The 24,952-nt window shown below is 71.1% G+C and carries 27 protein-coding genes and 1 pseudogene; 14 read left to right on the top strand and 14 right to left on the bottom strand.

Features of this window, described 5'->3' with window-relative positions:
- The first annotated feature begins 41 nt into the window (after positions 1-41).
- The gene (locus OG257_RS18020) at positions 42-1,010 is read left to right on the top strand and encodes an asparaginase (RefSeq protein WP_329208736.1); all 969 of its coding nucleotides are present in this window, start codon (positions 42-44) and stop codon (positions 1,008-1,010) included.
- 116 nt (positions 1,011-1,126) lie between these two features.
- Complete coding sequence (locus OG257_RS18015; protein ID WP_329208735.1) at positions 1,127-2,377, top strand: GNAT family N-acetyltransferase; 1,251 nt, start codon at positions 1,127-1,129, stop codon at positions 2,375-2,377.
- On the opposite strand, the gene OG257_RS18010 is transcribed toward OG257_RS18015, so the two are convergent.
- The gene (locus OG257_RS18010) at positions 2,374-2,541 is read right to left on the bottom strand and encodes a hypothetical protein (RefSeq protein ID WP_329208734.1); all 168 of its coding nucleotides are present in this window, start codon (positions 2,539-2,541) and stop codon (positions 2,374-2,376) included. The genes OG257_RS18015 and OG257_RS18010 overlap by 4 nt on opposite strands.
- Positions 2,542-2,766: 225 nt before the next feature.
- On the opposite strand from OG257_RS18010, the gene OG257_RS18005 reads away from it, so the two are divergent.
- The 3 genes from OG257_RS18005 (at position 2,767) to OG257_RS17995 (ending at position 5,750) form a co-directional block, all read left to right on the top strand.
- Positions 2,767-3,657: a winged helix-turn-helix domain-containing protein gene (locus OG257_RS18005; protein WP_329208733.1), complete on the top strand. Its 891-nt coding sequence runs from the start codon at positions 2,767-2,769 to the stop codon at positions 3,655-3,657.
- Positions 3,658-3,757: 100 nt separating this feature from the next.
- Positions 3,758-4,546, top strand: coding sequence for an HAD family hydrolase (locus OG257_RS18000; protein WP_329208732.1), 789 nt, complete (start codon positions 3,758-3,760; stop codon positions 4,544-4,546).
- 88 nt (positions 4,547-4,634) lie between these two features.
- Positions 4,635-5,750: a phosphotransferase gene (locus tag OG257_RS17995; RefSeq protein WP_329208731.1), complete on the top strand. Its 1,116-nt coding sequence runs from the start codon at positions 4,635-4,637 to the stop codon at positions 5,748-5,750.
- On the opposite strand, the gene OG257_RS17990 is transcribed toward OG257_RS17995, so the two are convergent.
- Both OG257_RS17990 and OG257_RS17985 read right to left on the bottom strand, forming a co-directional pair.
- A complete protein-coding gene (locus tag OG257_RS17990; protein ID WP_329208730.1) occupies positions 5,731-6,504 on the bottom strand; it encodes an ABC transporter permease in 774 nt (257 codons plus the stop codon). The genes OG257_RS17995 and OG257_RS17990 overlap by 20 nt on opposite strands.
- Complete coding sequence (locus OG257_RS17985; protein WP_329208729.1) at positions 6,497-7,453, bottom strand: ATP-binding cassette domain-containing protein; 957 nt, start codon at positions 7,451-7,453, stop codon at positions 6,497-6,499. The genes OG257_RS17990 and OG257_RS17985 overlap by 8 nt, the downstream gene beginning before the upstream one ends.
- Before the next feature lie 98 nt (positions 7,454-7,551).
- On the opposite strand from OG257_RS17985, the gene OG257_RS17980 reads away from it, so the two are divergent.
- Together OG257_RS17980 and OG257_RS17975 are read left to right on the top strand one after the other, a co-directional pair.
- Positions 7,552-8,346 (top strand): TetR/AcrR family transcriptional regulator, encoded by a 795-nt coding sequence (locus OG257_RS17980; protein WP_329208728.1) that lies wholly within the window; start codon positions 7,552-7,554, stop codon positions 8,344-8,346.
- Between the two features lie 19 nt (positions 8,347-8,365).
- Positions 8,366-9,019, top strand: a complete 654-nt coding sequence (locus tag OG257_RS17975; protein ID WP_329208727.1) for a TetR/AcrR family transcriptional regulator — start codon at positions 8,366-8,368, stop codon at positions 9,017-9,019.
- A gap of 15 nt (positions 9,020-9,034) precedes the next feature.
- On the opposite strand, the gene OG257_RS17970 is transcribed toward OG257_RS17975, so the two are convergent.
- The 7 genes and pseudogenes from OG257_RS17970 to OG257_RS17940 all read right to left on the bottom strand — a co-directional run bounded on the left by OG257_RS17970 (position 9,035) and on the right by OG257_RS17940 (position 13,683).
- Positions 9,035-9,637, bottom strand: coding sequence for an HAD family hydrolase (locus OG257_RS17970; RefSeq protein WP_329215164.1), 603 nt, complete (start codon positions 9,635-9,637; stop codon positions 9,035-9,037).
- Between the two features lie 42 nt (positions 9,638-9,679).
- Positions 9,680-10,330 (bottom strand): annotated as a pseudogene (locus OG257_RS17965) (HAD family hydrolase); the annotation flags it as partial.
- Entirely contained in the window at positions 10,327-10,815 is a 489-nt protein-coding gene (locus tag OG257_RS17960) for a TIGR03618 family F420-dependent PPOX class oxidoreductase (RefSeq protein ID WP_329208726.1), read from the bottom strand. The pseudogene OG257_RS17965 and the gene OG257_RS17960, both read right to left, overlap by 4 nt.
- Before the next feature lie 19 nt (positions 10,816-10,834).
- The gene (locus OG257_RS17955; protein ID WP_329208725.1) at positions 10,835-12,283 is read right to left on the bottom strand and encodes an MFS transporter; all 1,449 of its coding nucleotides are present in this window, start codon (positions 12,281-12,283) and stop codon (positions 10,835-10,837) included.
- Between the two features lie 89 nt (positions 12,284-12,372).
- Positions 12,373-12,861: a MarR family winged helix-turn-helix transcriptional regulator gene (locus OG257_RS17950; protein WP_329208724.1), complete on the bottom strand. Its 489-nt coding sequence runs from the start codon at positions 12,859-12,861 to the stop codon at positions 12,373-12,375.
- 73 nt (positions 12,862-12,934) lie between these two features.
- Entirely contained in the window at positions 12,935-13,264 is a 330-nt protein-coding gene (locus tag OG257_RS17945) for a deoxyxylulose-5-phosphate synthase (protein ID WP_329208723.1), read from the bottom strand.
- 71 nt (positions 13,265-13,335) lie between these two features.
- Positions 13,336-13,683 carry a hypothetical protein gene (locus OG257_RS17940; RefSeq protein ID WP_329208722.1) on the bottom strand — a complete coding sequence of 116 codons (348 nt, stop codon included), beginning with the start codon at positions 13,681-13,683 and terminating at the stop codon, positions 13,336-13,338.
- A gap of 122 nt (positions 13,684-13,805) precedes the next feature.
- Between OG257_RS17940 and OG257_RS17935 the strand changes: the two genes are divergently transcribed.
- The 4 genes from OG257_RS17935 to rox all read left to right on the top strand — a co-directional run bounded on the left by OG257_RS17935 (position 13,806) and on the right by rox (position 18,961).
- Positions 13,806-14,228, top strand: coding sequence for a helix-turn-helix transcriptional regulator (locus OG257_RS17935; RefSeq protein WP_329208721.1), 423 nt, complete (start codon positions 13,806-13,808; stop codon positions 14,226-14,228).
- Positions 14,229-14,238: 10 nt separating this feature from the next.
- Positions 14,239-14,655: a VOC family protein gene (locus tag OG257_RS17930; RefSeq protein ID WP_329208720.1), complete on the top strand. Its 417-nt coding sequence runs from the start codon at positions 14,239-14,241 to the stop codon at positions 14,653-14,655.
- Positions 14,656-14,793: 138 nt separating this feature from the next.
- Positions 14,794-17,181: an excinuclease ABC subunit UvrA gene (locus tag OG257_RS17925; RefSeq protein ID WP_329208719.1), complete on the top strand. Its 2,388-nt coding sequence runs from the start codon at positions 14,794-14,796 to the stop codon at positions 17,179-17,181.
- A gap of 349 nt (positions 17,182-17,530) precedes the next feature.
- Positions 17,531-18,961 (top strand): rifampin monooxygenase, encoded by a 1,431-nt coding sequence (rox, locus tag OG257_RS17920; RefSeq protein WP_329208718.1) that lies wholly within the window; start codon positions 17,531-17,533, stop codon positions 18,959-18,961.
- Positions 18,962-18,995: 34 nt separating this feature from the next.
- Here the strand turns inward: rox and OG257_RS17915 are convergent, their stop codons facing one another.
- Positions 18,996-19,457 (bottom strand): NUDIX hydrolase, encoded by a 462-nt coding sequence (locus tag OG257_RS17915; protein WP_329208717.1) that lies wholly within the window; start codon positions 19,455-19,457, stop codon positions 18,996-18,998.
- Between the two features lie 147 nt (positions 19,458-19,604).
- On the opposite strand from OG257_RS17915, the gene OG257_RS17910 reads away from it, so the two are divergent.
- The 3 genes from OG257_RS17910 (at position 19,605) to OG257_RS17900 (ending at position 21,225) form a co-directional block, all read left to right on the top strand.
- Positions 19,605-20,114, top strand: coding sequence for a helix-turn-helix domain-containing protein (locus OG257_RS17910; protein WP_329208716.1), 510 nt, complete (start codon positions 19,605-19,607; stop codon positions 20,112-20,114).
- A 28-nt stretch (positions 20,115-20,142) separates the two neighbouring features.
- Positions 20,143-20,772, top strand: a complete 630-nt coding sequence (locus OG257_RS17905; RefSeq protein ID WP_329208715.1) for a hypothetical protein — start codon at positions 20,143-20,145, stop codon at positions 20,770-20,772.
- A 114-nt stretch (positions 20,773-20,886) separates the two neighbouring features.
- The gene (locus OG257_RS17900; RefSeq protein WP_329208714.1) at positions 20,887-21,225 is read left to right on the top strand and encodes a DUF2516 family protein; all 339 of its coding nucleotides are present in this window, start codon (positions 20,887-20,889) and stop codon (positions 21,223-21,225) included.
- Here the strand turns inward: OG257_RS17900 and OG257_RS17895 are convergent.
- The 3 genes from OG257_RS17895 to OG257_RS17885 form a co-directional block, all read right to left on the bottom strand.
- Entirely contained in the window at positions 21,207-22,535 is a 1,329-nt protein-coding gene (locus OG257_RS17895) for a PP2C family protein-serine/threonine phosphatase (protein ID WP_329208713.1), read from the bottom strand. The genes OG257_RS17900 and OG257_RS17895 overlap by 19 nt on opposite strands.
- Before the next feature lie 245 nt (positions 22,536-22,780).
- Positions 22,781-23,854, bottom strand: a complete 1,074-nt coding sequence (locus tag OG257_RS17890) for a C40 family peptidase (RefSeq protein ID WP_329208712.1) — start codon at positions 23,852-23,854, stop codon at positions 22,781-22,783.
- A 223-nt stretch (positions 23,855-24,077) separates the two neighbouring features.
- Positions 24,078-24,863: a class I SAM-dependent methyltransferase gene (locus OG257_RS17885; protein ID WP_329208711.1), complete on the bottom strand. Its 786-nt coding sequence runs from the start codon at positions 24,861-24,863 to the stop codon at positions 24,078-24,080.
- Positions 24,864-24,952 lie beyond the last annotated feature (89 nt).

The following is a 24,952-nucleotide window of genomic DNA, read 5'->3' as shown; positions in this document are numbered from 1 at the left end:
GGGGCAGGTCCCGCCCCGCCCCCGGAAGGCCACCCGCCACCATGACCTCCATATCTCCCGCCGCGTCCCCCGCGCTCCCGGTCCTGGCCGAGGTCGTACGGTCCGGTTTCACCGAGGGCCACCACCGGGGATCGCTGGTCGTGCTGGCCGCCGACGGACGTGTGGAGTACGCGCTCGGCGACCCGGCGGCCCCCGTCTTCCCGCGCTCGTCCAACAAGCCGATGCAGGCCGCCGCGATCCTGAGGGCCGGGCTGGACCTGTCGGGGGAGCGGCTGGCACTGGCCGCCGCGAGCCACTCGGGGGAGGACTTCCACCTCGACCTCGTCCGCACGATGCTCGCCGAGCACGGACTGAAGCCGGACGACCTCCAGACCCCGCCGGACCTTCCGCTGGACCCGGTGGAGGCGGAGGCGTACCTCGCCGCGGGGCGGGTGCGGGAGCCGCTCACGATGAACTGCTCCGGCAAGCACGCGGCGATGCTCGCCGTCTGCGTACAGAACGGCTGGGACACCTCGACGTACCTCGACCCGGCGCATCCGCTGCAGCAGCTCGTCGGCCAGGTGGTCGCGGAAGCGGCGGGCGAGCCGGTCGCGGCGGTCGGCACGGACGGCTGCGGGGCCCCGCTGATGGCGATCGGCCTGGTGGGCCTGGCCCGCGCGTTCCGTACGTTCGTCCTGGCGGAGCCCGGCACCGCGGAGCGCCGGGTCGCCGACGCGATGCGGGCGCACCCGGAGTTCGTCGCCGGGACGCGGCGCCCGGACACCTGGCTGATGCGCGAAGTGCCCGGCACGCTCTCGAAGATGGGCGCCGAGGCGGTCCAGGCGGTGGCGCTCGCGGACGGCAGGGCGCTGGCCTTCAAGATCGACGACGGTTCGACGCGTGCGCTGGGCCCGGTGCTGGCCCGTGCGCTGGAACTGCTCGGTGTCGACGCTCCGGTGGTGTCCCGCATCGGCAGGGCACCGCTGCTGGGCGGCGCCGTGGAGGTCGGCCGGATCCGCGCGGCGTTCTGATCCGGCGTACCGGCTCGATCCGGCGTACCGGCTCAAGGGGTACCGGCTCAAGGGGGTGCCGGAGCCCGTCGAAATGCGCGCGACTTTCCGGCGGGATTCTGCTTAGCGTGGGGCCCATGAACCTTGATCTCCGTACCGTCACCGAGTCCGAGTACCCCGACTGGCTGCGCGCGGTGGGCACCGGGTTCCTGAACTCCACGGTGCCGACGGAAGAAGAGATCAAGGGGCGTCTGGCGCATACCGACCTGTCGCGCGTCCAGGGTGTGTTCGACGCCGGGCGGTGTGTGGCGACGTTCCGGTCGTTCGCCCAGGAACTGTCCGTCGTCGGCGGCGCCACGGTGCGGGCCGACGCGATCAGCGGCGTGACGGTGACGCCCACGCACCGCCGCCGCGGACTGCTCGGCCGGATGATGACCGCGGACCTGGCGGCGGCGAAGGAGCGGGGTGAGGTGGTCGCCTCGCTCCTCGCAGCCGAGTACCCGATCTACGGCCGGTACGGCTTCGGCCCGGCGACCTGGACCACCCAGTGGGAGATCGACGTCCCCCGGGCCGGTCTGGACCCGCGCCGGCCGGTCCCGTCGGAGGAGGACGGCGGCCGGATCGATTTCGTGGACGGCGCGGAGGTGCGCAAGCTCGGCCCCGCGCTCCACGACCGGCTCGCGGCCCGTCAGCCGGGCGTGATCAACCGGGACCAGCGATGGTGGCAGCTCAACACCGGGCTCGACCTGCCCCCGAACGATCCGTGGAAGGAGCCGTTCTACGCGGTCCACCGCTCGGCGGACGGTGAGGTCGACGGACTGATCGCCTACCGGGCCGACGACAACTGGGGCGACGCGAAGCAGCCGTTGAACAAGGCGACGGTGAAGAGCATGATCGCGGTGAGCCCCGAGGCGGAACGGGCCCTGTGGCTCTTCCTCTGCTCGATCGACTGGATCACCACGGTCCGCACCGGCCACCGCGCCCCCGACGACCTGCTTCCCCTCCTCCTCCCGGACCCCCGGGCCGCCCGCATCGTGACCCAGGCGGACTGGCTGTGGCTGCGCCTCCTGGACGTACCCCGGGCCCTGGAGGCCCGCACGTACGCGACCGAGGCCACGCTGGTCCTGGACATCCAGGACGGGGCGGGCCTGACGGCCGGCCGTTTCCGGCTGGACGTCTCCCCGTCCGGCGCCTCCTGCACCCCCACGACACAGAGTGCCGACCTCACTCTGGACGTAGGGGATCTGGCGACGCTGTACCTGGGCGACGAGTCGGCACTGCGGCTCGCCGCACTGGGCCGGGCGGAGGAGAACCGGGCGGGCGCCGCGGCTTCGGCGGAGGCGGTGTTCCGTACGGCGCGGCGGCCCTGGTGCCCGGACATGTTCTAGAGGGCCGCGCCCACCACGAGCACGGCCAGCAGCACGGCACCGGCAGTGGTGCACTGCTCACTGCCGGCCTTCCAGCCGCCGACCAGCAACGACATGGCGACGGTGCTCATGACGCCGAATTTCCACTCCAGATACCGCTCGAGGAAGAAGATGAGTACGGGCATGGCGGTCCCTCCTGAGGAGGTGGGGAGCGAAGGCTCCGGGAAGCGGCCGATGCGCGAGCTGCACCCGTACGGCGGTGGACGGATTCAGCGATGAACGTGCCCTGTACGAATGGACGTTGGCAGAGTTGGCAGCCAACTCACTTCTAAGAGTCCCCACTTGGTGTCAGTTCATAACCAACTTCGGAACAAGTTCCGTTAGATGGCAAGAAGTTGTAGCGTTCTGTTGTGACCCCTGAGCGCGGAGCAACGAACGGCACCACGAAGCCCTCCTCGGAAGAGGTGGCGGACATCCTGCGGGAGCGGATCCGCACCGGCGTACTCAAGACCGGCGCCCACATGCCGACGCAGGCGCAGCTCGTCCAGGAGTTCGGCGTCGAACGGGGCGCGATCCGGAAGGCGGTGGAGCATCTGAAGTCCGAGGGCATGCTCACCGCGGTCACCCGGGGTGCCCCGCCGCGTATCGCGGGTCCCCCTCCCGTCGTCGTCGAGGCCGACGACGACGAGCCCCAGCAGACGGCGGCCCTCCTCGGGCCGAAGATCCTGGCGGCGTTCGGGGCACCCGAGGTGCGGATCGACGCGCTCTGCCTCACGGCGGAATCCCTCGCGCTCGCCCTGGCCGAGCCCCTGCAGCGGATCCGGTCCGGCCGTCTCACGCCGCGCTCGGTGAAGGTGCGCATCCTGCTGCCGGACCGCCATCTGGACCTGGCGTTCCCCCGGCCCGCCGATGACGCCGAGGACGCCGCGCAGGTCCACGAGCGCTGGCTGCATCTGCGCAACATCCAGGGCGCGGCCATGCGGCACCACCTGCTGGCGATGCGCAGCACGCGCGATCTCGACGTCGAAGTGACGTTCCGGGCCCTGCCGTTCACCCCGCCCGTGAAGATCTACCTGCTGAACGACACCGAGGCGCTGTTCGCGTACTACACGGTCACCCGGCGGCCTGAGCAGATCGACGGGAACACGGTCGAGCTCTTCGACGTCCTGGGGAGCGACTCGACGCTCTTCACCTTCAACGGCGACGGCGAGGCGCGGGACGGGGCCTTCGTCGCGGAGTCATCGAAGTGGTTCGAGGGACTCTGGACCACCGTGGCGACCGACCTGAACCTGGAGCCCTGATACGGGGATCGTGTGTTCACCCAGTTCTGCCGCGGGGGGCGCGGGCAGTATGGGGAGGCGAAGTGCCGGCCCCGGCCCGCGCCCCGACGGACGGAGCGACGTGATTCAACCGCACGCGACCGACCCGCATGCCCTCCTCTCATCCGCCGCATGCGTCCTCTTCGACTTCGACGGCCCCATGTGCCGGCTGTTCGCCGGCCATTCGGCCGAGGGGGTCGCGCAGCGGCTCTCCGGGCGGCTGGCGGCACTCGGCCGTGAGACGGCGCCGGTGGCCGCGAGCGTGCGGGATGCCGACCCGCTCGGCGTGCTCCTGGCAGTCCGCAAGCACTACCCGCAGGACCGCGCGCTGATGGCCGTGCTGGACGAGCAGCTCACCGAGGAGGAGGTCGTGGCGGCGGGAAGAGCCACCCCGACCCCGGGAGCGGCGGAGCTCATCCGGGCCCTGGAGGCGGCGGGTACGCGCCTTGCGGTGACCACCAACAACTCGCCGGCGGCGGTGGCCTCCTACCTCGCCCGGGACGGTCTCGGCCAGTTCTTCGACGGCCACATACACGGCCGCAGGCCGGACCCGGCCCTGCTCAAGCCGGACCCCGACTGCCTGCACCGCGCGCTGGAGTCGACCGGGGTGGCCGCCGCGGACGCGCTGATGATCGGTGACTCGGCCGCCGACTGGCTGGCGGCCAGCAAGGCCGGAGTGCCCTTCCTCGGTTACGCGGAGAACGCCTGGAAGTACCGGGAACTGCGCGAGGTGGGAGCGGAGGTCAGCGTCTCCACGCTCGAAGGGCTCGCCCGTGCGGCCGGTTCCCCGCGCGAGCGGAACACCAGCTCGGCTCGAACGGCGACGGCGAGTGTTCGACGCGAAATCACTCGGCCGGAAACGACGGAGTGACGACGACGTCAATTTCCCCCGCCCCGGACGATCAGCGCGGTACCTTCCTCGTCAGTTCCGCAGTTCCGTACCCACGAGGCCGCCATCCATGACAGTCGACGCAGTGTCCGAGGTCCGCCGGACGGCGGCGGAGAGAGCCGGGCTGGACTACGGCGACAGGGCGATCGAGGGCCCGCTCCAGGGATACCACCACGAGACCTACGTCATTCCGCTTCCGCCCGGCGGCGACCCGGGTGTGCGGCCCAGGCGAGGCAAGGTGCGGGAGCCGCGTCCAGGGCTGTTCTGGTACGACCGCCGGTGCTTCCGGTCCGAGGAGCTCCTCCTGCGGGCCCTGCAGGGGCGAGTGCGGAGGATTCCGGAAATCATCGAGGCCGGCGCGGCCCGGCTGCAGGTCTTCATCGAGGGAAGCACGCTGGGCCAGGGGGTGCTGCCCAGCGGGCCGCTCTCCGACCGGCATCGCGACCAACTCGGCCAACTTTTTGGAGAGTTGGCAGCGGTCAAGACGGACGAGATCGACATCGGGCGGATCTGCCGGCCCGAGGACCGGCCCGAGGAAGGCGACTGTGCGGGTTTCCTGGTCAGCCTGATCGCGTTCACCCAGGAGCGGGTCTACCGGGAGCACGGCGCCCCGTACCACGCGCTGTTCGACCGGCTGGGTGTGAGTGACGCCGCCCTGGAAGGGCTGAAGCCCCGGGCGCGGGGGCTGACGTCCCGGCCCTTCGTGCTCGTCCACGGTGATCTGCACCGGGCGAACTTCATCGTCGATCTCCGCGGTGACCTGTGGACCATCGACTGGGAACTCGCCATGATCGGCGACCCGCTCTACGACCTGGCGACGCATCTGCACCTGATGCGCTACGCGGACGAGGAGCGGGAGGAGATCTGCGGGATCTGGGAGGCGGCGGTCGAAGGGGCCCGGCCGGACGCCACTTCGGGTTGGCGGCGGGATCTGCCCGTGCTGCTCGACTACAAGCGGGCCCAGTCGGTGTACACGGATGTCATCCGGGGAGCGCTCGTGCTGGAGGAGCCGGCGGGCGGGCCGAACCGGCACCTGCTCCCGGGTGTGGCCGAACAGGTCCGGCAGGCGTTGGCGGCCGCGCAGCCGCTGTTCGGGCCGCAGGCCGCCCCCACGCACCGGCAGGTCATGGATGCCTACGAGCAGTGGTTCGGGTCGCCCCCCGCCGTCACCGTGTCCGCACCCTGAACAGCACCCCCGAGAGCCCCACCGCCAGCACCAGGATTCCCGTCGCCCACGCGAGCGCGATCCACGGGGTGTTGCCCACCGGCTGGTTCAGCAGGAGGCCGCGCAGCGATTCGATGGCCGGGGTGATCGGCTGGTGGTCGGCGAAGCCGTGGAGCCAGCCCGGCATGCTGTCGACCGGGACGAACGCGCTGCTCGGGTACGGCAGGAACGACATGAAGAAGGTGAACCCGCCGGCCGCTTCCGGGGTTCTGGCGAGCATTCCGATGGCCGCGGAGATCCAGGACAGCGCCGTGATGTAGGCGAGGAGCACCGCGGCGACGGCCGCCCAGCCGGCCGGGGTGGCCGCCGGGCGGAAACCGATCAGGACGGCGACGCCGAAGACCAGGGTGGTGGAGACCAGATTGCGTACGGTGCTTGCCACGACGTGCCCGGCGAGCACCGGCGTACCGCCGACGTCCAGGGAGCGGAAGCGGTCGATGATGCCGCCCTTCATGTCCTCGCTCACGGCGACCGCCGTGGTGGAGGCGCCGAATCCCGCGCACAGGAGCAGGACTCCGGGGACGACGTACATGACGTACGAGTCGTAGGCGGGGCCCGTGTCGATCGCGCCGCCGAAGAAGTAGACGAAGATCAGCATCAGCATGATCGGCAGCATCATCGAGGTGATGACGGCGTCGACGTTGCGGCGGCTGATGCGCAGGCTGCGGCCGGTCATGACGGCGGCGTGGGTCAGGACTCCGGGTGTGTCAGACATGGGCCGGTGCCTCCGTGGTCTGTGCGGTGAGGGCCAGGAACACGTCGTCGAGGGTCGCGCTGTGCACGGAGAAGCGGTCCACGTCCGTGCGGTGCGGGTCGATCTCGTCGAGCAGGGCGCGTACATGGGCTGCCGTGCCGTCGGTGGGCAGGCCCAGGGTCAGCGTCCCGGGGGAGTGGTGGACGGCGCCGGTGGCGAGCCGGAGGTAGGCCTCGCGGCTGGTGAGGACCACGTCGAGGCGGTGGCCGGAGGTGTGCGACTTCAGTGTGTCCGGGGTGCCTTCGGCGACGATCCGGCCCTTGTCCAGTACGGCGATGCGGTCGGCCAGCTTGTCGGCCTCCTCCAGGTACTGGGTGGTGAGCAGCACCGCGGCGCCCCGGGTCGCGAGGTCGCCGACGACCTGCCAGAGCTCCCGGCGGCTGCGCGGGTCGAGACCGGTGGTGGGCTCGTCGAGGAAGAAGACGCCGGGCTCGGGCGAGCCGACGAGTCCCGCCGCGAGGTCGAGGCGCCGCCGCATGCCCCCGGAGTACGTACGGGCCAGACGGCGGGCGGCGTCGGTGAGGCCGAAGCGGACGAGGAGTTCCTCGGCCCGCCGCTCGGCCTGCTTGCGCGAGAGGCCTGCCAGCCTCGCCGTCATCCGCAGGTTCTCCTCACCGGTCTGGGTCTCGTCGACGGAGGCGAACTGCCCGGTGAGGCTGATCGCGCGGCGCACCCGGCTCCGGTCGGCGACGACGTCGTACCCGGCGACGCGTGCCGTACCGGAGTCGGCGGTGGTGAGGGTGGCGAGGATGCGTACGGCCGTGGTCTTGCCCGCGCCGTTGGGGCCGAGCAGGGCGAGGACGGAGGCGCGGGCGACCTGGAGGTCGATGCCGTCCAGGACGCGGACCCGGGCCGCCGGTCTTCCGTAGGACTTCGTGAGGCCGTGGGCCTCGATCATTGCGCCGGGCATGGGAGTCTCCTCTTCTGCGTATGACATACGCGTTACTGCGTAAGCATTACGCAAACCTAGGATGAAGGTCAAGGCAGGACTGGGAGAGGCGGCTTCGGGTGACGGAGAAGAACGGCGCATCGGGCGGCACGGGCCTCCCGGCCAGCATCGAGGCCGCCTGGGGTCTGCGGGACCGCCCGGTCAAGGGGCCGAAGCCCGGGCTGACCCTGGAGCGCATCGTTGCCGCGGCCGTGGCCGTGGCGGCCTCGGAAGGGCTCGCGGCCGTCTCGATGGGACGGGTCGCCAAGGACCTCGGCGCGTCCACGATGTCGCTCTACCGGTACGTCTCCGCGAAGGAGGAGCTGTACCTCCTGATGCAGGAGGCGGCCATGGGCGAGCCCCCGCCGCTGCCCGCCCTGGAGGCCGGGGAGGGCTGGCGGGAGGCGATCGGCCAGTGGGCGTGGGCCCAGCGGGAGATGTTCCACCGCAGCCTGTGGGCGCTGCGCATGCCGATCTCGGGCCCGCCCGCCAGCCCGAACTCGGTGGCCTGGTGGGAGCAGGGCCTCCAGGCGCTGGAGGGCAGCGGGCTGAGCGAGGGCGACAAGATCTCCACCATCCTCCTCGTCTCCGGTTTCGTACGGAACGAGGCGCTGCTGATGAGCGATATCGCCGCGGCCGTCGCGGCGAAGGGCGTGCCCGCAGACGAGGTGATGGCGCGGTGGGAGCGGACCATGGGCCGGCTGGTCGATCCCGTACGGCATCCCGCGCTCACCCGGCTGATGGGCAGCGGTGTCATGAGCGAGCCGGACGACCCCGACTACGAGTTCGTGTTCGGACTCGCACGGCTGCTCGACGGGACCGAGGCACTGATCCGGCAGCAGCGCACCGGGGGCCAGGACATCAAGTCCGGTTGAGGTCGGGGGCGTACGCTTCATGGTCATGAGCGGAGAGAAGACCGGCCCGGCGGCGCTCGCGCCGACAGGTCTGCGCGAGCGCAAGAAGCAGCTGACCTGCAAGGCGGTCTCCGATGCCGCGATCGGGATATTCCTGGAGCGGGGCTTCGGCAAGGTCTCCGTGGCCGAGGTGGCGGCTGCGGCCGACATCTCCAAGCCGACGCTGTTCCGGTACTTCCCGGCCAAGGAGGACCTGGTGCTGCACCGGTACGCCGAGCACGAGGACGAGGCGGCCCGGGTGGTCTCCGCCAGGGCCTCCGGCGAATCGCCCCTGGCAGCGCTGCGCCGCCACCACCTGGACGGTCTCGACCGGCGCGACCCGGTCACGGGGCTCTGCGACACCCCGGCGGTCCTGGCGTTCCACCGGCTGCTGTACGGCACGCCGTCCCTCGTCGCCCGGCTGCACGCGTACCGGGGGCGCTCCGAGAAGGCGCTCGCGCGCGCCCTGGGCAACGGGATGCCGGCGCGGCTCGCGGCGGGGCAGATCGTCGCCGTCCTGAGGATCCTCGCCGAGGGGAACTGGCGGCGGATCGACGCCGGGGAGAGCGCCGGTCAGGTGTACGGGGGCGCGGTGGCGGCGGCCGAGAACGCCTTCGTCCAGCTGAGGACGGGGCTGGAGCAGGTCAGCCGTTGACGGGGTGCCCCTCGCTCACGCGTCCGCCGGGGTGAGAGCGAACCCGAACGGGCCGTGCAGATCCGCCGGTTCGCGGAAGAGCACGCCCTTCATCCCGAGGGCGACGGCCGCGTCGACGTTCTCCTGGCGGTCGTCCACGAAGAGGCACCGGTCCAGTGGCACCCCCGCGCGTGCGGCGGCGATCCGGTAGATCTCCGGGTCGGGCTTCGCGACGCCCTCCACGGCGCTGCTGACGACATGGTCGGCCAGGTCGCCGATCCCCAACGCGGCAAGGTCGTCCTCCAGTTGGAGGGTCGCGTTGGTGACCAGGACGAGCGGCACCCGGGCCCTGACCCGTCGCAGCACGGCCACCACCTCCTCGTCCGCCCGGAACGGCGCCCGGGCGAGCGCCCGGCCCAGCTCGCGTGCCCGGACCTCGTCCACCCGCCCGGCGAGGCCGGACACGATGGCCTCGACCCACTCGTCCGGGGATATCCGGCCCAGGAGCAGCGGGAGGTCGGTCTCCGGGGCGTACGCGACCTCCTCGGTGGCGCCTTCCGGGAGTCCCGCCGCCCGTTCCAGCGAGGCCAGGTGCGTCGTGTCGTAGAAGCGGATGACGTTGTCGAGGTCGCACAGCACCGCGTCACAGGGCCGGTCGGCCGGTTCCTGCGTGGCGGTGGTGGACGCGGAGGCGAACGCGAGGATGTCGCGTACCGCATCGCCCAGTGCGGCGAAGCGCCGGTGCGCACCGGCCTGCGTGACCGCAGCGGCCGGGGCGTTCACCGACCACACCGTCATCCCGGCCCGCAGCCCGGCACGCACCCCGGACGGGGCGTCCTCGATCACCAGGCAGTCCTCCGGCCTGGCTCCGAGCCGCTCGGCCGCCAGCAGGTACGGCACCGGGGACGGCTTGCCCTCCTCCACCGACGCGGCGTCCACGACCACCTCGGGCACCGGCAGCCCCGTGCGGGCGAACCGGCCGCGGACCCGGTGCTCGTAGTTGGACGTGACCAGCGCCCAGGAGCCGGCGGGAAGGGCGGCCAGCAGTGCCGCGGCGCCGTCGAACGCCGTGTAGTCGCCGGTACGGACGTCCTCGTCCTCCAGTTCGTGCAGGAGGTCCAGGCAGGCGTGCGGATCCCGGTCGGGGGCGACCTCGGCGAAGGTCTCCATGGGTCGTGTGCGCAGCGCCGTCCGGTAGACCTCGTCGGGGTCGAGGCCGTGTCGCAGCGCCCATGTGCTCCAGACCCTGCGCTGGTTGTCGAGCGCGTCGATCAGGGTGCCGTCGACATCGAACAGCACGTACTTTCCGGGCACCTGCATGGCCTGTCTCATTCCGCCGCGGGTATGTCCAGGGCCGTTCCGTACAGGCGGGAGACCCGGAGGCGGATCACCACACGGCGCTCCTCCACGGCCTGCGCCAGGAAGGCGGCCTCGTCCGCCGGGTCGTCGAAACCCGGCGTCAGGGAGAGTAGTTCACGGCCGATCGCGTCACCGGCCACAACGGACTCCTGCGACACCTCCGCCTCGCCCTCGGCCACCGCGAACGACCAGTCGTCGCCGCCCCGGACGTGCAGCGAGGCGTGCGGATCCCGGCGCAGCATGCGCGCCTTCAGTCGGTCGGCTGTGGTGGAGACGCGTACCGTGCGGTCCTCGCCGTTCCAGCGGTACAGCACCGTCGACAGGTGCGGGTGCCCGGTGCCGCGGACGGCGGCGAGCACGCCGAACGGCTGCTCCCGCAGGATTCGGGAGAGCTCCTCGTCGGTGAGGACGCGGGGCGCGGGGCCGCTCTTCGGCTTCGATGTCTCGACTGTGTTCATGGGACGACCTTTCGGACTTTCAGGAACGGGCGGAGCCGGCTGCGGGGCGCAGGACGAGGAGCGCGAGGGCGAAGGCGGCGACGAGCAGGCCCGTACCGACGGTGAAGGCCAGCTGGTAACCACTGGTCAGCGCGTCGGCCCTGCTGTGGCCTTGGGCCAGCAGACGCTCACTGCGGCCCGCCGCGAGGGTGGACAGCACCGCGACGCCGATGGCCATGCCGATCTGCTGCGTGGTGTTGAAGACACCCGAGGCGAGCCCGGCGTCGTCGTCCCCCGCACCGGACATGCCGAGCGCCGTCAGCGCCGGGAGGGCGAGCCCGAAGCCTGCGGCCAGGAGCATCACGGGGAGCAGATCGGTCACGTACTGCGCCTGTACGGGAATCCGGGTGAGGAGCCCGAGGGCGCCGATCAGCAGCAGGATCCCGGCCAGCAGGACGGCGCGTTCACCGAACCGGGCGTTCAGCCGCGCCGAGACGCCCAGCGATACGGCTCCGATGACGGCGGCGGCCGGAAGCATGGCGAGACCGGTCTCGGCGGCGCCGTACCCGAGCACGTTCTGCAGGAAGAGCGCGACGAGGATCTGGAACGAGAACAGGGCGGCCACCATGAGGACCTGGACCAGATTGGCCCCGGCCACACTGCGGGACCGGAAGATCCGCAGGGGCATGAGCGGCGTCCGGGCGGTGGCCTGGCGGACGACGAACCCGACGAGGAGTACGAGGGTGAGTGCGCCGAGGCCGAGCGTGGGCGCGGAGCTCCAGCCGTACTCCTCGACCTTGACCACGGTGTAGATGCCGAGCATCAGACCTGCGGTGACGAGGGCCGCGCCCAGGACGTCGGCGCCGGCGGAGAGGCCGATGCCGCGGTCGGCGGGCAGGACGCGGCGGGCGATCAGGAGGGCCGCGATGCCGATCGGCAGGTTGATGAAGAAGATCCAGTTCCAGGCGAGCGCGTCGGTGAGGCCGCCGCCGAGCACCTGCCCGATCGAGGCGCCCGCCGCCCCGGTGAAGGAGAACACGGCGATGGCTCCGGCGCGTTCCCGTTGCTCGGTGAACAGGGTCACGAGGATGCCGAGGCCTACGGCGGAGGCCATCGCGCTGCCGACCCCCTGCAGGAACCGGGCGGCGATCAGTATCTCGGGGGTCGCTGCCGCGCCGGCCAGCAGGGAGGCCGCGGTGAAGACGACGGTCCCGGCGACGAACATGCGCTTGCGGCCGATCAGATCGCCGAGCCTGCCGGCCAGCAGGAGCAGGCTGCCGAACCCGATCAGATAGGCGTTGACCACCCAGCTGAGGCCGGCGGGGGTGAATCCGAGGTCGCGCTGGATGGCGGGCATCGCCACGGTCACGATGGAGCCGTCAAGGGTCATCATCAGCATCCCGGAGGCGATCACTCCGAGGGCCAGCTTGCGGGTGCGGGCGGTGGGCCCGGCGGTGTCGCACGGCGGAAGGGGCGCAGTCACGGACATCGGTCTTCTCCTGTCGGAACGGGTCGACAGGAATGACCGTAGCAGATGGTTTTGTTGCAGACTATATTTAACGGCCCTACCAGCTGCGGCTAACTCTGGCCCTGGCGGGCGCGCCGGACCGGGCGGGGGTTCTCGACGGGGGTGGCCAGGTGCTCCTCGGCCAGCTGGTTCAGGGCGCGCAGCAGCACGTCGCGGTCGCTGTCGGGCAGTGTCGACAGGGCGTCCTTGTGCACCTGGTCGACGATCTGCTGACTCCGCTCGGCGAGCCGGGCGCCCTCCTCGGTGACGGCGATGATCCGGGCCCGCCGGTCGCGGCTGGACGGCCGCCGCTCGGCGAGCCCCGCGCTCTCCAGGGCGTCCACCGTCACCACCATCGTGGTCTTGTCCATGTCGCCGATCTCCGCGAGCTGGATCTGGGTGCGCTCCCCCTCCAGCGCGTGGACCAGGACGCAGTGCATCCGTGCCGTGAGCCCGATCTCGGCGAGGGCGGCGGCCATCCGGGTCCGCAGGACGTGGCTGGTGTGGTCGAGGAGGAAGGAGAGGTCGGGTGCGGTGCGGGCGGGCGTCATGGCGGTCATGTCAGCCAGCGTAACAATTCGGTCCGTGGCGGATCGTCCGGAAGAGACGCACCCAGGTCCTCCGGAACCCCGGCTAGGGAATCGCCCCTCGGAGAAGGGCACGGGCGAAGGGCTCTCCGGTGGCCTCCGCGTACGCCACCCGCTCCTTCACCTCGCGCAGGGTGCGCGGGCGGTAGCCGGGGCCGCCGCAACAGCTCTTGTGGAAGCGGATCCCCGCGTTCAGGAGCACCGAGAGCGCACGCCACGCCGCGATGTCCCGTCGTCGCGGCGGCGCGAAGGCGGACCCGACGTGGATCAGCGTCCCGGCGCAGCGCGGACAGACGCGCTCCCGGTCCCTGTCGTAAGGCTGCTTGTACGAAGCCCGGCACGGCAGGCACACGTACGCGGTCTTCCCATGGGGCATGGGGGCAGCGTAGGCGCTCGGTCCGGCGCGTTCGAGCTGTTTTCCCACCGGTCCGACGGGGCGGACCCGGTTCAGCGGCCCCGCCACAGACGTCCGACGCGGCGGCGGATCCCGCGCCGCGGGCGGCGGGGCCGCGCCGGTGACGCCTGCGGACCGCCGTCGCCCGGACCCTCGCCACGCCTGCGCCCCCACGGACTGCCGGGCGACAGGACGGGCACCTTGCGCTCCGCCTGCGCCTGGATCTCGTAGTGGGCGTCATGAGCGGTCACCCTGAACGCCTCGTCGTACGAGGCCATGGCGGCACTGATCGCCGCGCCGGCGACACCGCGGCGACGGACGCGGGACGCCAGCCACGTGAAGAAACCCATGACCCCGGCGACTGCGCCCGCGAGGACCAGGAGCGGCAGGAGCTCACTCATGGGCGGAGCCTACCCAGGACGTGGAACGGCGCGCGGTGCCCTCGGATCGTCTGTCGGCAGAACTCCGTCCAGGAGTGACGATCGCCGGGACGGGGCACATCCGCCGTGCCATGCTGGTGGGCATGACCCCCCTGGCCGACCTGGTACGGCTGCGCCGCGTCCGGGACATGATGGACCGCGACTACGCGCAGCCGCTGGATGTCCCGGCGCTGGCGAACGTCGCTCTCATGTCGCCCGGACACTTCTCCCGCAGTTTCCGCGCCGCCTTCGGGGAGACGCCCTACAGCTACCTGATGACCCGCCGCGTCGAGCGGGCGAAGGCGCTGCTGCGGCGGGGCGACCTCAGCGTCACGGACGTCTGCTTCGCGGTCGGATGTACCTCGCTCGGGTCGTTCAGCTCGCGCTTCACGGAGCTGGTCGGTGAGAGCCCCAGCGCCTACCGGGCCCGGCCCCACGAGGCCGGCGCCGCGATCCCGGCGTGCGTCGCCAAGATCATCACGAGACCGGTCAGGAACGGAGAAGCGAATCCCGCCGCCGACTCGTAGCGTCGAAGCCATGAACATCAACCTCTCGCAGTGCTTCATCGCCGTCGACGACCACGACAAGGCGCTCGCCTTCTACCGCGACGCCCTCCGCCTGGAGGTGCGCAACGACGTCGCCTTCGAGGGAATGCGCTGGGTGACCGTCGGCTCGCCCACGCAGCCCGACGTGGAGATCGTCCTCGAACCGCCGCTCGCCGACCCCAACGCCTCGGAGGCCGACAGGAAGGCGATGGCCGAACTGCTGGCCAAGGGCAACCTGCGCGGCGTGATCTTCTCCACCGACGACTGCGACACCACCTTCGAAAGCATCAGGGCAGCGGGCGGGGAGGTGCTGCAGGAGCCGATCGACCAGCCGTACGGCGTCCGCGACTGCGCCTTCCGCGACCCGGCGGGGAACATGATCCGCTTCAGCCAGTCCCGCAAGGCATGAGCAACGCCGGACCGTTGCCGCGACAGTTCCCGCGAATGTAGAACCGGACGTACGTGCTCGAAGCCGGTCGGATCGAACCGGGCGACACCGGCCGGGACCGCCCGGCGGCCCCGCCTCACAGATGGAGAGACGATAAGCATGGCCACGAAGAAGGACACGCAGTCGCCCGCGCTGCACGATGCCGACAGCCACGACCTGATCCGCGTGCACGGCGCGCGCGTGAACAACCTCCAGGACGTCAGTATCGAGATCCCGAAGCGTCGGTTGACGGTGTTCACCGGTGTCTCCGGATCGGGCAAGAGCTCCCTGGTGTTCGGCACGATCGCCGCGGAGTCGCAGCGGCTGATCAACGAGACGTACAGCACCTTCGTGCAGGGCTTCATGCCGACCCTCGCCCGGCCGGACGTCGACGTACTCGACGGGCTGACGACCGCCATCAGCGTCGACCAGCAGCGGATGGGGTCCGACCCGCGCTCCACGGTGGGCACCGCAACCGACGCCAACGCGATGCTGCGCATCCTCTTCAGCCGGCTCGGGAAGCCGTACATCGGCTCGGCCAAGGCGTTCTCCTTCAACGTCGCCTCGATCAGCGGCGCGGGCGCGGTCACGGTGCAGCGCGCCGGGCAGACCGTGAAGGAGCGGCGCAGCTTCAGCATCACCGGCGGCATGTGCGCGCGCTGCGAGGGCCGGGGCAAGGTCTCCGACATCGACCTCACCCAGCTGTACGACGACTCCAAGTCGCTCGCGGAGGGCGCGTTCACCATCCCCGGCTGGAAGTCGGACAGCCAGTGGACCGTGGGGCTCTACGCCCAGTCGGGCTTCCTCGACCCGCACAAGCCGATCCGCAAGTTCACCAAGAAGGAGATGCAGGACTTCCTCTACCGGGAGCCGGTCAAGGTCAAGGTCAACGGCATCAACCTCACCTACGAGGGGCTGATCCCCAAGATCCAGAAGTCGTTCCTGTCCAAGGACAAGGAGGCGATGCAGCCGCACATCAGGGCGTTCGTGGAGCGCGCGGTCACCTTCAGCAGCTGCCCCGAGTGCGACGGCACCCGCCTCAACGAGGGCGCCCGCTCGTCGAAGATCAAGCGGAAGAGCATCGCCGACGCCTGCGCCATGGAGATCAGGGACCTGGCCGACTGGGTCCGCGGCATCGAGGAGCCGTCGGTGGCGCCGCTGCTCCTCGCGCTGCGGCAGACCCTCGACTCGTTCGTGGAGATCGGCCTCGGCTACCTCTCGCTCGACCGGCCGGCGGGCACGCTGTCCGGCGGCGAGGCGCAGCGCGTGAAGATGATCCGTCACCTCGGCTCCTCGCTCACGGACATCACGTACGTCTTCGACGAGCCGACGATCGGGCTGCACCCGCACGACATCCAGCGGATGAACGGCCTGCTCCTGCAGCTGCGCGACAAGGGCAACACCGTGCTCGTGGTCGAGCACAAGCCGGAGGCCATCGCGATCGCCGACCATGTCGTCGACCTCGGTCCCGGCGCCGGTACGGCGGGCGGCACCGTCTGTTACGAGGGCAGCCTCGAAGGGCTGCGGTCCAGCGGCACCGTCACCGGCCGCCACCTCGACGACCGGGCCTCGGTGAAGGAGACGGTGCGCAAGCCCTCCGGGGCCCTGAAGATCCGCGGCGCGAAGGCGAACAACCTGCGGAACGTGAACGTCGACATCCCGCTCGGCGTGCTCACCGTCATCACCGGTGTCGCCGGTTCCGGCAAGAGCTCCCTCGTGCACGGCTCGATCCCGGCCGACGAGGGCGTGGTGGCGGTCGACCAGGCCCCGATCAAGGGCTCCAGGCGCAGCAACCCGGCGACGTACACCGGACTGCTCGAACCGATCCGCAAGGCGTTCGCCAAGGAGAACGGCGTGAAGCCGGCGCTGTTCAGCGCCAACTCCGAGGGTGCCTGCCCCACGTGCAACGGCGCCGGCGTCATCTACACGGACCTGGCGATGATGGCCGGCGTGGCCACCACCTGCGAGGACTGCGAGGGCAAGCGGTTCGACGCCTCGGTGCTCGACTACCACCTCGGCGGCCGCGACATCAGCGAGGTGCTCGCGATGTCGGTGACGGAGGCCGAGAAGTTCTTCGGTGCGGGTGAGGCGCAGACGCCGGCCGCGCACAGGATCCTGGAGCGGCTCGCCGACGTCGGCCTGGGCTACCTCACGCTCGGCCAGCCGCTCACCACGCTGTCCGGCGGCGAGCGGCAGCGGCTCAAGCTGGCCACCCACATGGGTGACAAGGGCGGCGTCTACGTCCTGGACGAGCCGACCACGGGCCTGCACCTCGCCGACGTCGAGCAGTTGCTCGGCCTGCTGGACCGGCTGGTCGACTCCGGAAAGTCGGTGATCGTCATCGAGCACCACCAGGCGGTCATGGCGCACGCCGACTGGATCATCGACCTCGGCCCGGGCGCCGGCCACGACGGCGGCAAGATCGTCTTCGAGGGCACGCCCGCCGACCTCGTCGCCGACGGCACCACCCTCACCGGCGAGCACCTCGCGGAGTACGTCGGCGCCTGACCGGGGACGCGCGGAAGCAAGGAGGTGGGGCCGGCGGTGCCGGCCCCACCTCCTTGTTCGTGGGGCGTCACCGCCTGACGGGCGGCGAGTCCATCAACTGGACATGTGTGTCGGACAGTTCGATGCCCGTGCACGCCAAGTACGCCTGGGGCTTCGGATCGGGTTCGGGGGAGTCCTCACCCCGGAGAAGGAGGCTGATCACTCCTCTCCACTCTCAACATATAGCGCACCGGGGGGCTTGCGGCAAGGCCCGGGGCCTGCCGCAGAATGACCGGCCAAGGCCAGGACCTGCGGAAACCAGGTACGCGCGAAGTGCCTCTCCTCCAGTCGAATTGAATGGGCGTTCTGAATGATTGACGTGATCGTGGTCGGCGGCGGACCCACCGGCCTGATGCTGGCCGCAGAGTTGCGGCTGCACGGCGTGCACGTGGTCGTGCTGGAGAAGCTGACCGCGCAGACCGAGCAGTCCCGCGGCCAGGGCCTGCACGCGCGCAGCGTCGAGGTGATGGATCAGCGCGGCCTGCTGGACCGGTTCCTCGCGGTCAGCGAGAAGTTCCAGGTCGGCGGTCTCTTCGGCGGCATCGCGAAGCCGTGGCCCGAGCGGCTGGACACGGCGCACCCGTACGGCGTCGCCACCCCGCAGCCGGTCACCGAGCGGCTGCTCAACGAGCACGCCCTCGAAGTCGGCACGGACCTCCGGCGCGGCTGCGAAGTGGTCGGGCTGAGTCAGGACGAGGACGGGGTGAGCGTCGAGCTGGCGGACGGCACGCAACTGCGCTCGCGCTACCTCGTCGGGTGCGACGGCGGCCGCAGTGCGGTGCGGAAACTGCTGGGCGTCGGCTTCCCCGGCGAGCCCGCCAAGGTCGAGACGCTGCTCGGCGAGATGGAGGTGACCGACGATCAGGCGACGATTGCCGCTGCCGTCGCGGAGGTCCACCGGACCCAACTGCGGTTCGGCGTCGCCCCACCCGACGAGAACGGGGTGTGCCGCGTGGTCGTGCCCGCCGACGGGGTGGCCGAGGACCGCGCGACCGAGCCGAGCCTGGACGACTTCAAGAAGCAGCTGCGGGCGTTCGCGGGCACGGACTTCGGTGTGCACTCGCCGCGCTGGCTGTCCCGGTTCGGCGACGCCACCCGGCAGGCCGAGCGCTACCGGGTCGGCCGGGCGTTCCTGGCCGGCGACGCGGCGCACATCCATCCGCCGACCGGCGGGCAGGGGCTCAACCTCGGTGTGCAGGACGCGTTCAACCTCGGCTGGAAGCTGGCCGCGGCGGTCAACGGCTGGGGCCCGGAGGGGCTGCTGGACAGCTATCACACCGAACGGCATCCGGTGGGGGCCCGCGTGCTGGACAACACCCGCGCGCAGATCACTCTCCTCGGGGCCGACGCGGGTGCGACCGCGCTGCGGGAGCTGTTCTCGAAGCTGATGGACTTCGAGGAGGTGAACCGGTACGTCACCGGGATGATCACCGCGGTCGACGTCAGCTACGACTTCGGCGAGGGCCACGAACTGCTCGGCCGGCGGATGCGGGACGTGGAGCTGAAGCAGGGGCGCCTCTACGAGCTGATGCGCGGCGGCCGCGGGCTGCTGCTCGATCAGACCGGCCGGCTCTCGGTGGCGGGCTGGGCGGACCGGGTCGACCACGTCGTCGACGTCAGCGAGGAACTGGAGGTGCCCGCGGTGCTGCTGCGGCCGGACGGCCATGTGGCGTGGGTCGGTGAGGACCAGCAGGACCTGCTCGGCCGGCTGCCGAAGTGGTTCGGCGCCGCAGCCGGCTGAGCGTCGGTCGAGGCGGGCGGGCCTGCTGGTGGCCTCAGTGCCGGATCAGCCCGCCTGCCGGGACGGGAGAGACGTGGCCCGTTGCGGGCCGGGTCCGCGCCAGGTCGAGGCCGATGTCGACCAGCGATGACCGGTACAGGCCGGCGACATCGGGAAGCGGTGTCCAGACCGACTCGGTGGTCTCGCCGTTCGGCTCGGGCCGGAGCAGGCCGCCGGTGATGCGGACCTGGTAGAAGATGCCGACGTTCTGGTGGTCAGGTCCGCCGGGGACGGTGCGTTCGGCGGCGGGGATCACCCTTGAGTCCACGCCCAGCAGGCGTTCGACCACGGCGTCGCAGCCGGTCTCCTCGGCGACCTCCCGGATGACCGCGTCGAACGGGTCCTCCCCGTGCTCGACCATGCCGCCCGGAAGGGACCAGTTCCCTGAGAAGTGGTGGGCGAGCAGCACCCGCGCGTTCTCGATGCACACGGCGTACGCCGCAAGTCGGAAGCTCATACCTGTACCTCCCCACCCGGACACCGACTCCATGCCCGGGTGGCGGGGTGACGTGACGGAACGGTGCCCGCGCGGTCACACGTGGTCCCGAACACTTTTGCAAGCAGGCGCTTGCAATAGTTAGCAAGAGTGTTGCACTATCGACCCATGGCATCACTCAACGTCGGCAATCTCGGCGAGTACCTGCGTGAGCAGCGGCGTACCGCGCAGCTCTCCCTGCGGCAGCTCGCCGACGCCGCCGGAGTGTCCAATCCGTATCTCAGCCAGATCGAACGCGGCCTGCGCAAGCCGAGCGCCGAGGTTCTGCAGCAGGTCGCCAAGGCCCTGCGGATCTCTGCCGAGACGCTCTACGTGCGGGCCGGGATCCTCGACGAGCGGGAGCGGGAGGAGCTGGAGACGCGAGCGGTCATATTGGCCGATCCGTCGATCAACGAGCGGCAGAAGAACGTACTGCTGCAGATCTACGACTCCTTCCGCAAGGAGAACGGTTTCGACGTCGTGCCCGACACCGGCGCCGAGGTACACGGTGGCGCGGATGCGGGGAGCAGAATCGATGCCGACGCGGAAAGCGGTGCCGGTGACGAGAACGGCGCCGGTACAGATGCCCGCGGCCCCCGCACGGCCGGCGGCAGTGACGCAGACACACCTCTGAACTGACTTCTGATGATCCGGGAGGACACCAGTCATGGCCATCACCGATGACCTGCGCAAGACCCTCACCGACAGCACCCCCTTCTACTTCGCCGCCGGCACGGCCGACCTCGCCGTCGAGCAGGCGCGCAAGGTTCCGGGGCTGATCGAGCAGCTGCGGGCCGAGGCGCCCGAGCGCTTCGAGGCCGTACGCAACACCGACCCCAAGGCCGTACAGGAGAAGGTGGCCACGCAGGCCAAGGAAGCCCAGGCCACCGTTCAGGCCAAGGTGACCGAGGTCATCGGGGCGCTGGACACCGACCTGAAGAAGCTGGGCGAGAGCGCCCAGGACCTGGCGCTGCGGAGCGTGGGCGTGGCCGCCGAGTACGCGGTGCGTGCCCGTGAGACGTACGAGAAGGTCGCCGAGCGCGGCGAGAAGAGCGTGCGGACGTGGCGCGGCGAGGCGGCCGACGAGATCGTCGGGATCGCCGCCGTCGTCGAGGCCGAGCCGAAGTCGGTGCCGAAGCAGAAGTCCGAGGCGGCCGCCCCCCAGGCGAAGCCGGCCCCTCCGGCCCCGAAGAAGCCCGCGCCGAAGCCCGCCGAGGCCAAGGCGGCGCCCGTGAAGAAGCCGGCGCCCGTGCGCAAGCCCGCCGCGAAGAAGACCACGCCGCCGTCCGCGAAGTAGCGGGAGCGGTTCCGGGACGGCCGGGAACGGTCCGGGCACCTTTGGGGGTGGCCGGGTCGTTGTCCCGGTACCTTGGCCGCGAGGCGCTCATCCACTGACTAGGCGGTGCTCACCATGCTGCTCGAAGCATTCGGCTCGTTCCTTCAGATGCTCTACCTGGCCATGCTCGTCCTGGCCGTGGTCGCGCTGATCTTTGCGGCGACCGCGCGCGAGGACGCCTACCGGGCGGCGGACAAGCAGAAGAAGTCCTTCTGGCTGATCATTCTCGGTATCACCGTCTTCGTGAACCTGATCATCCCGATCCTCTTCCTGCAGATCGCGGGCGTGATCGCGTCCATCGTCTTCATGGTGGACGTACGGCCGGCGATCAAGGCGGTAACGGGCGGCGGAGGCGGCCGTCGCGGCGGTTCGAGCAGCGACGGACCGTACGGCCCCTACAACGGCGGGCGCTGAGCGCTCGCAGGTGTGGCCGAGCCGGGGCGGGAGCGCACAGCGCTCCGGCCCCGTCCGCGTATCAGGGCCTCGTCGCGCTCGAGGAGCAGGACCGCCACGTCGTCGGTGAGCTCGCCGCCGTTCAGCTCCTGCACCTGGGTGACCGCCGCCTCCAGCAGCGCCTCGCCGCCGAGCCCCCGGTCGAGCTGGCCGTTGACCATCGCGACCATGCCGTCCTGGCCGAGCCGCTGGGTTCCCTCGGGTCCGACACGCCCCTCGATCAGCCCGTCGGTGTACATCATCAGGCTCCAGGAACCACCCAGCTGCACCTGCCGCCGCGGCCAGCGGGCGTGCGGCAGCAGGCCGAGTGCCGGGCCGCCGTCCTCGTAGGGGAGCAGATGCGCCGCCCGCCCCTGGCGGGCGATCAGCGGTGCGGGGTGCCCCGCGAGGCAGAGACCGGCGCGCCGGCCGTCAGGTGCGATGTCGACGGTGCAGACCGTCGCGAAGATCTCCTCGCTCTGCCGCTCGTGCTCCAGGACCTGCTGCAGCGTGGAGAGCAGTTCGTCACCGCAGAGCCCCGCCAGGGTCAGCGCCCGCCAGGCGATGCGCAGCTCGACGCCGAGCGCCGCCTCGTCCGGGCCGTGCCCGCAGACGTCGCCGATCATCGCGTGGACCGTGCCGTCGGGCGTACGGACCGTGTCGTAGAAGTCCCCGCCGAGCAGGGCGCGGCTGCGCCCCGGCCGGTAGTGGGCGGCGAAGTCGAGGTCGGATCCCTGGAGGAGGGGAGTGGGCAGCAGCCCGCGCTCCAGCCTGGCGTTCTCCTGGGCGCGCAGCCGGGACTCGGTCAGCTGGTGCTGGGCGGTGTCCGCGCGTTTGCGCTCCACCGCGTACCGGATGGCCCGGCTGAGCAGGCGCCCGTCGAGCTCGCCGCGGAAGAGGTAGTCCTGGGCGCCGACCCGTACGGCCTCGGCGGCCCGCTCCGCGTCGTTCTCCGCCGTGAGGGCGAGGACCGCGTGGCGTGGCGCGATGCGCAGGATGTGCTTGAGGGTGGCGAGCTCGTCCGGGTGCGCGGAGGCGTCGGCGCGTGCTCCGGTCGGCAGGGCCAGGTCGAGGTCGAGCAGGATGCAGTCGACGTCGTCGGTGAGGAGCCGCCCCGCCTCGGTGAGGTTGCGGGCGGTACGGACGCGGACCCGGGTCCCGGCGGCGGACGGCAGCTCGGGGACGGTGAAGGTGCCCGCAGGGTCGTCCTCGATCACCAGGAGGGTGAGGTCGGCGCCATGGGTGGTCTCCGCAGCGGGAACAGCGCGCTGCTGCGGTACGGGTACGGGCATCGGTTCGGGTTTCCTTCCCTCCCCCCGAGGGCGCGGCGGGACGACGATCGACGACCCGCCAGACCGGGACGATAGCGGTCCGCGGCGGGGGAAAGGAATGGCGTTCGAAGATCGGCCACTGTCATATGCGCGGCCATAAGCCGCGTCCTGTCACGGATCCGGCGTGATGAGCGTGTGCGAAACGGACATGGGAGCCATGACAAACATCACGCGCCGCGGGGGGTGGGCGGCCTGCGCCCGGTCGGCTACTTGTCGGGGCGGACCACGCCGAGTATGGCCATGGAGCCGGCGCCCGTCAGTGTGACGTTGCGGCCGGGCCTCGGCGCGTGGACGATCGCGCCGTCGCCGACGTACATCCCGACGTGGCTGGCGTCGCTGTGGTAGATGATCAGGTCGCCGGGGCGCATGTCACGGATGGCGATGCGCGGCAGCAGGCGCCACTGTTCCTGGGAGGTCCGCGGGATCGGCCGCTTCGCCGCCGCCCAGGCCTGCGAGGTCAGCCCCGAGCAGTCGTACGAACCGGGGCCCTCGGCCCCCCACACGTACGGCTTGCCGATCTGGGCGGTCGCGAAGGCGATGGCCTGCCTGCCGCTCGCGCTCGCCTCGCGGTTGATGTCCTTCAGCGCGCCGGAGGAGAGCCAGGCGGCCTGCGCCGTGGACGCGGCCTGCTGCTCCAGTTCGAGGAGCCGGGCCTGCTCCTTCTTCTCCAGCTGTGATTCGAGCTTCTTCGCCGTGGCGATCTGCGCGTCTATGCTCTTCTTGGCCTTGGCCTGCTTGACGCGGTTGGACTCGAGCTTCGTCCAGTTGATGCTCGCGTCCTGCGTGTACGTCTCCAAGTCCTCCTGCGTCCGCTTGAGTTGGGCGAGGACGCTCTTGGTGGCCTGCTGGCCCTGCCGGACCTGGTTCACGCCGTCGAGGAAGAGCCGCGGGTCATCGGTGAGCACCAGCTGCGCGCCCGGCGGCAGTCCGCCGTTGCGGTACTGCTCGCGGGCCTGGGCGCCTGCCGTGTTCTTCAGCTCGGCGATCCGCGCCTGGCCGTCGGCGATCGCCTTGGCGAGCTGCACGATCTCGCCGGACTGCTTCTTCGCCTGCTCCTCGGCGAGGTTGTACGCGTCCGTGGCCGCTCCGGCCTTGCGGTACAGGGTGTCGATCTCCTCGCGCACCTCTTCGAGGGTCTTCTTCCCCGTCGCCGGGACGGTCGCAGGGGCGGTGGCGGAGGGCTCGGGCACGGGCGCGGCCATGGCCTGTACCGGCGCGGCCAGTACAGCCAGCGCGCAGACCAGTGTGATCGCGGCAGCGGCACAGTGGCGTCGGTTCACGAGCTACCCCTCCGGACAGGAAGCAGTAAAGGTACGGACCGTCGGATGGCGGACATCTGACTTACCGTCAGTAACGTTCAGGCAACGTCGCGATCGTGCCATGTCGTCCCGTAAAGCAACAGAGGCAGACCCCAACCGGGGCGGACACCCGCCGATACTCACACGAACGGCGCCCCGTCCGGGTTCCCGGAGTGGCCGGATCTGTCACTCCTTCGGGTTCCGTTCAGCGTGTGTTGGGCCGCAGAGCCGACCACTGCACCGTGACTTCACCCTGCCGCCACCGCCGCACCCCGTCCGCCAGCGGCCAGTCGGCGGAGACCGACCGCACCGCCGTGATCCAGCGCTGCCGCGCGCCCAGCGAGGCGTACGGGGCGGCGGCCGCCCACGCCCGGTCGAGGTCCCGCAGGAAGGCGTGGACCGGTTCGCCGGGCACATTGCGGTGGATCAGGGCCTTCGGGAGGCGTTCGGCGAGGTCCGAGGGGCGGTCCAGGGAGCCCAGGCGGGTCGCGAAGGTGACCGTGCGGGGCCCCTCGGGACCGAGGGTCACCCAGACGTGCCTGCGCCCGATCTCGTCGCAGGTGCCCTCGACGAGGAGTCCGTCCGGGGCGAGCCGTGCGCACAGCCGCTGCCAGACCGCGGCGACCTCCGCCTCGTCGTACTGGCGCAGCACGTTGGCCGCCCGGATGAGGGCGGGCCGGCCGGGCAGGGGGATCTCGAAGCCGCCGTGGACGAAGGTGAGGCCCTCGCGCTCGTACGGTTTCGCCGCGGCCACCCGTTCCGGGTCGATCTCGATGCCGGCGACCGTGGTGCGCGGTTCGGCGGTGCGCAGCCGTTCCAGCAGCTCGACGGCGGTCCACGGGGCCGCGCCGTAGCCGAGGTCGACCGCGACGGGGGAGTCGCTGCGGCGCAGGGCGGGGCCGTGGGTGGCGGCGATCCAGCGGTCCATGCGGCGCAGCCGGTTGGGGTTGGTGGTCCCGCGGGTCGCGGTGCCGATGGGGCGCTGGGGCATGACAGCGAGCGTATGCGAAGCCGTGGACGGGGCAGGCGAGGAGCTGTCGGAGGGCAGGCGGGCACGGGCCGCGCCGGTCGGATGGCAAT

Source organism: Streptomyces sp. NBC_00683, assembly GCF_036226745.1.
Lineage (GTDB): Bacteria > Actinomycetota > Actinomycetes > Streptomycetales > Streptomycetaceae > Streptomyces.
Note: the sequence above shows the minus strand (reverse complement) of the source record. Positions and strands in the feature narration are given on the sequence as shown.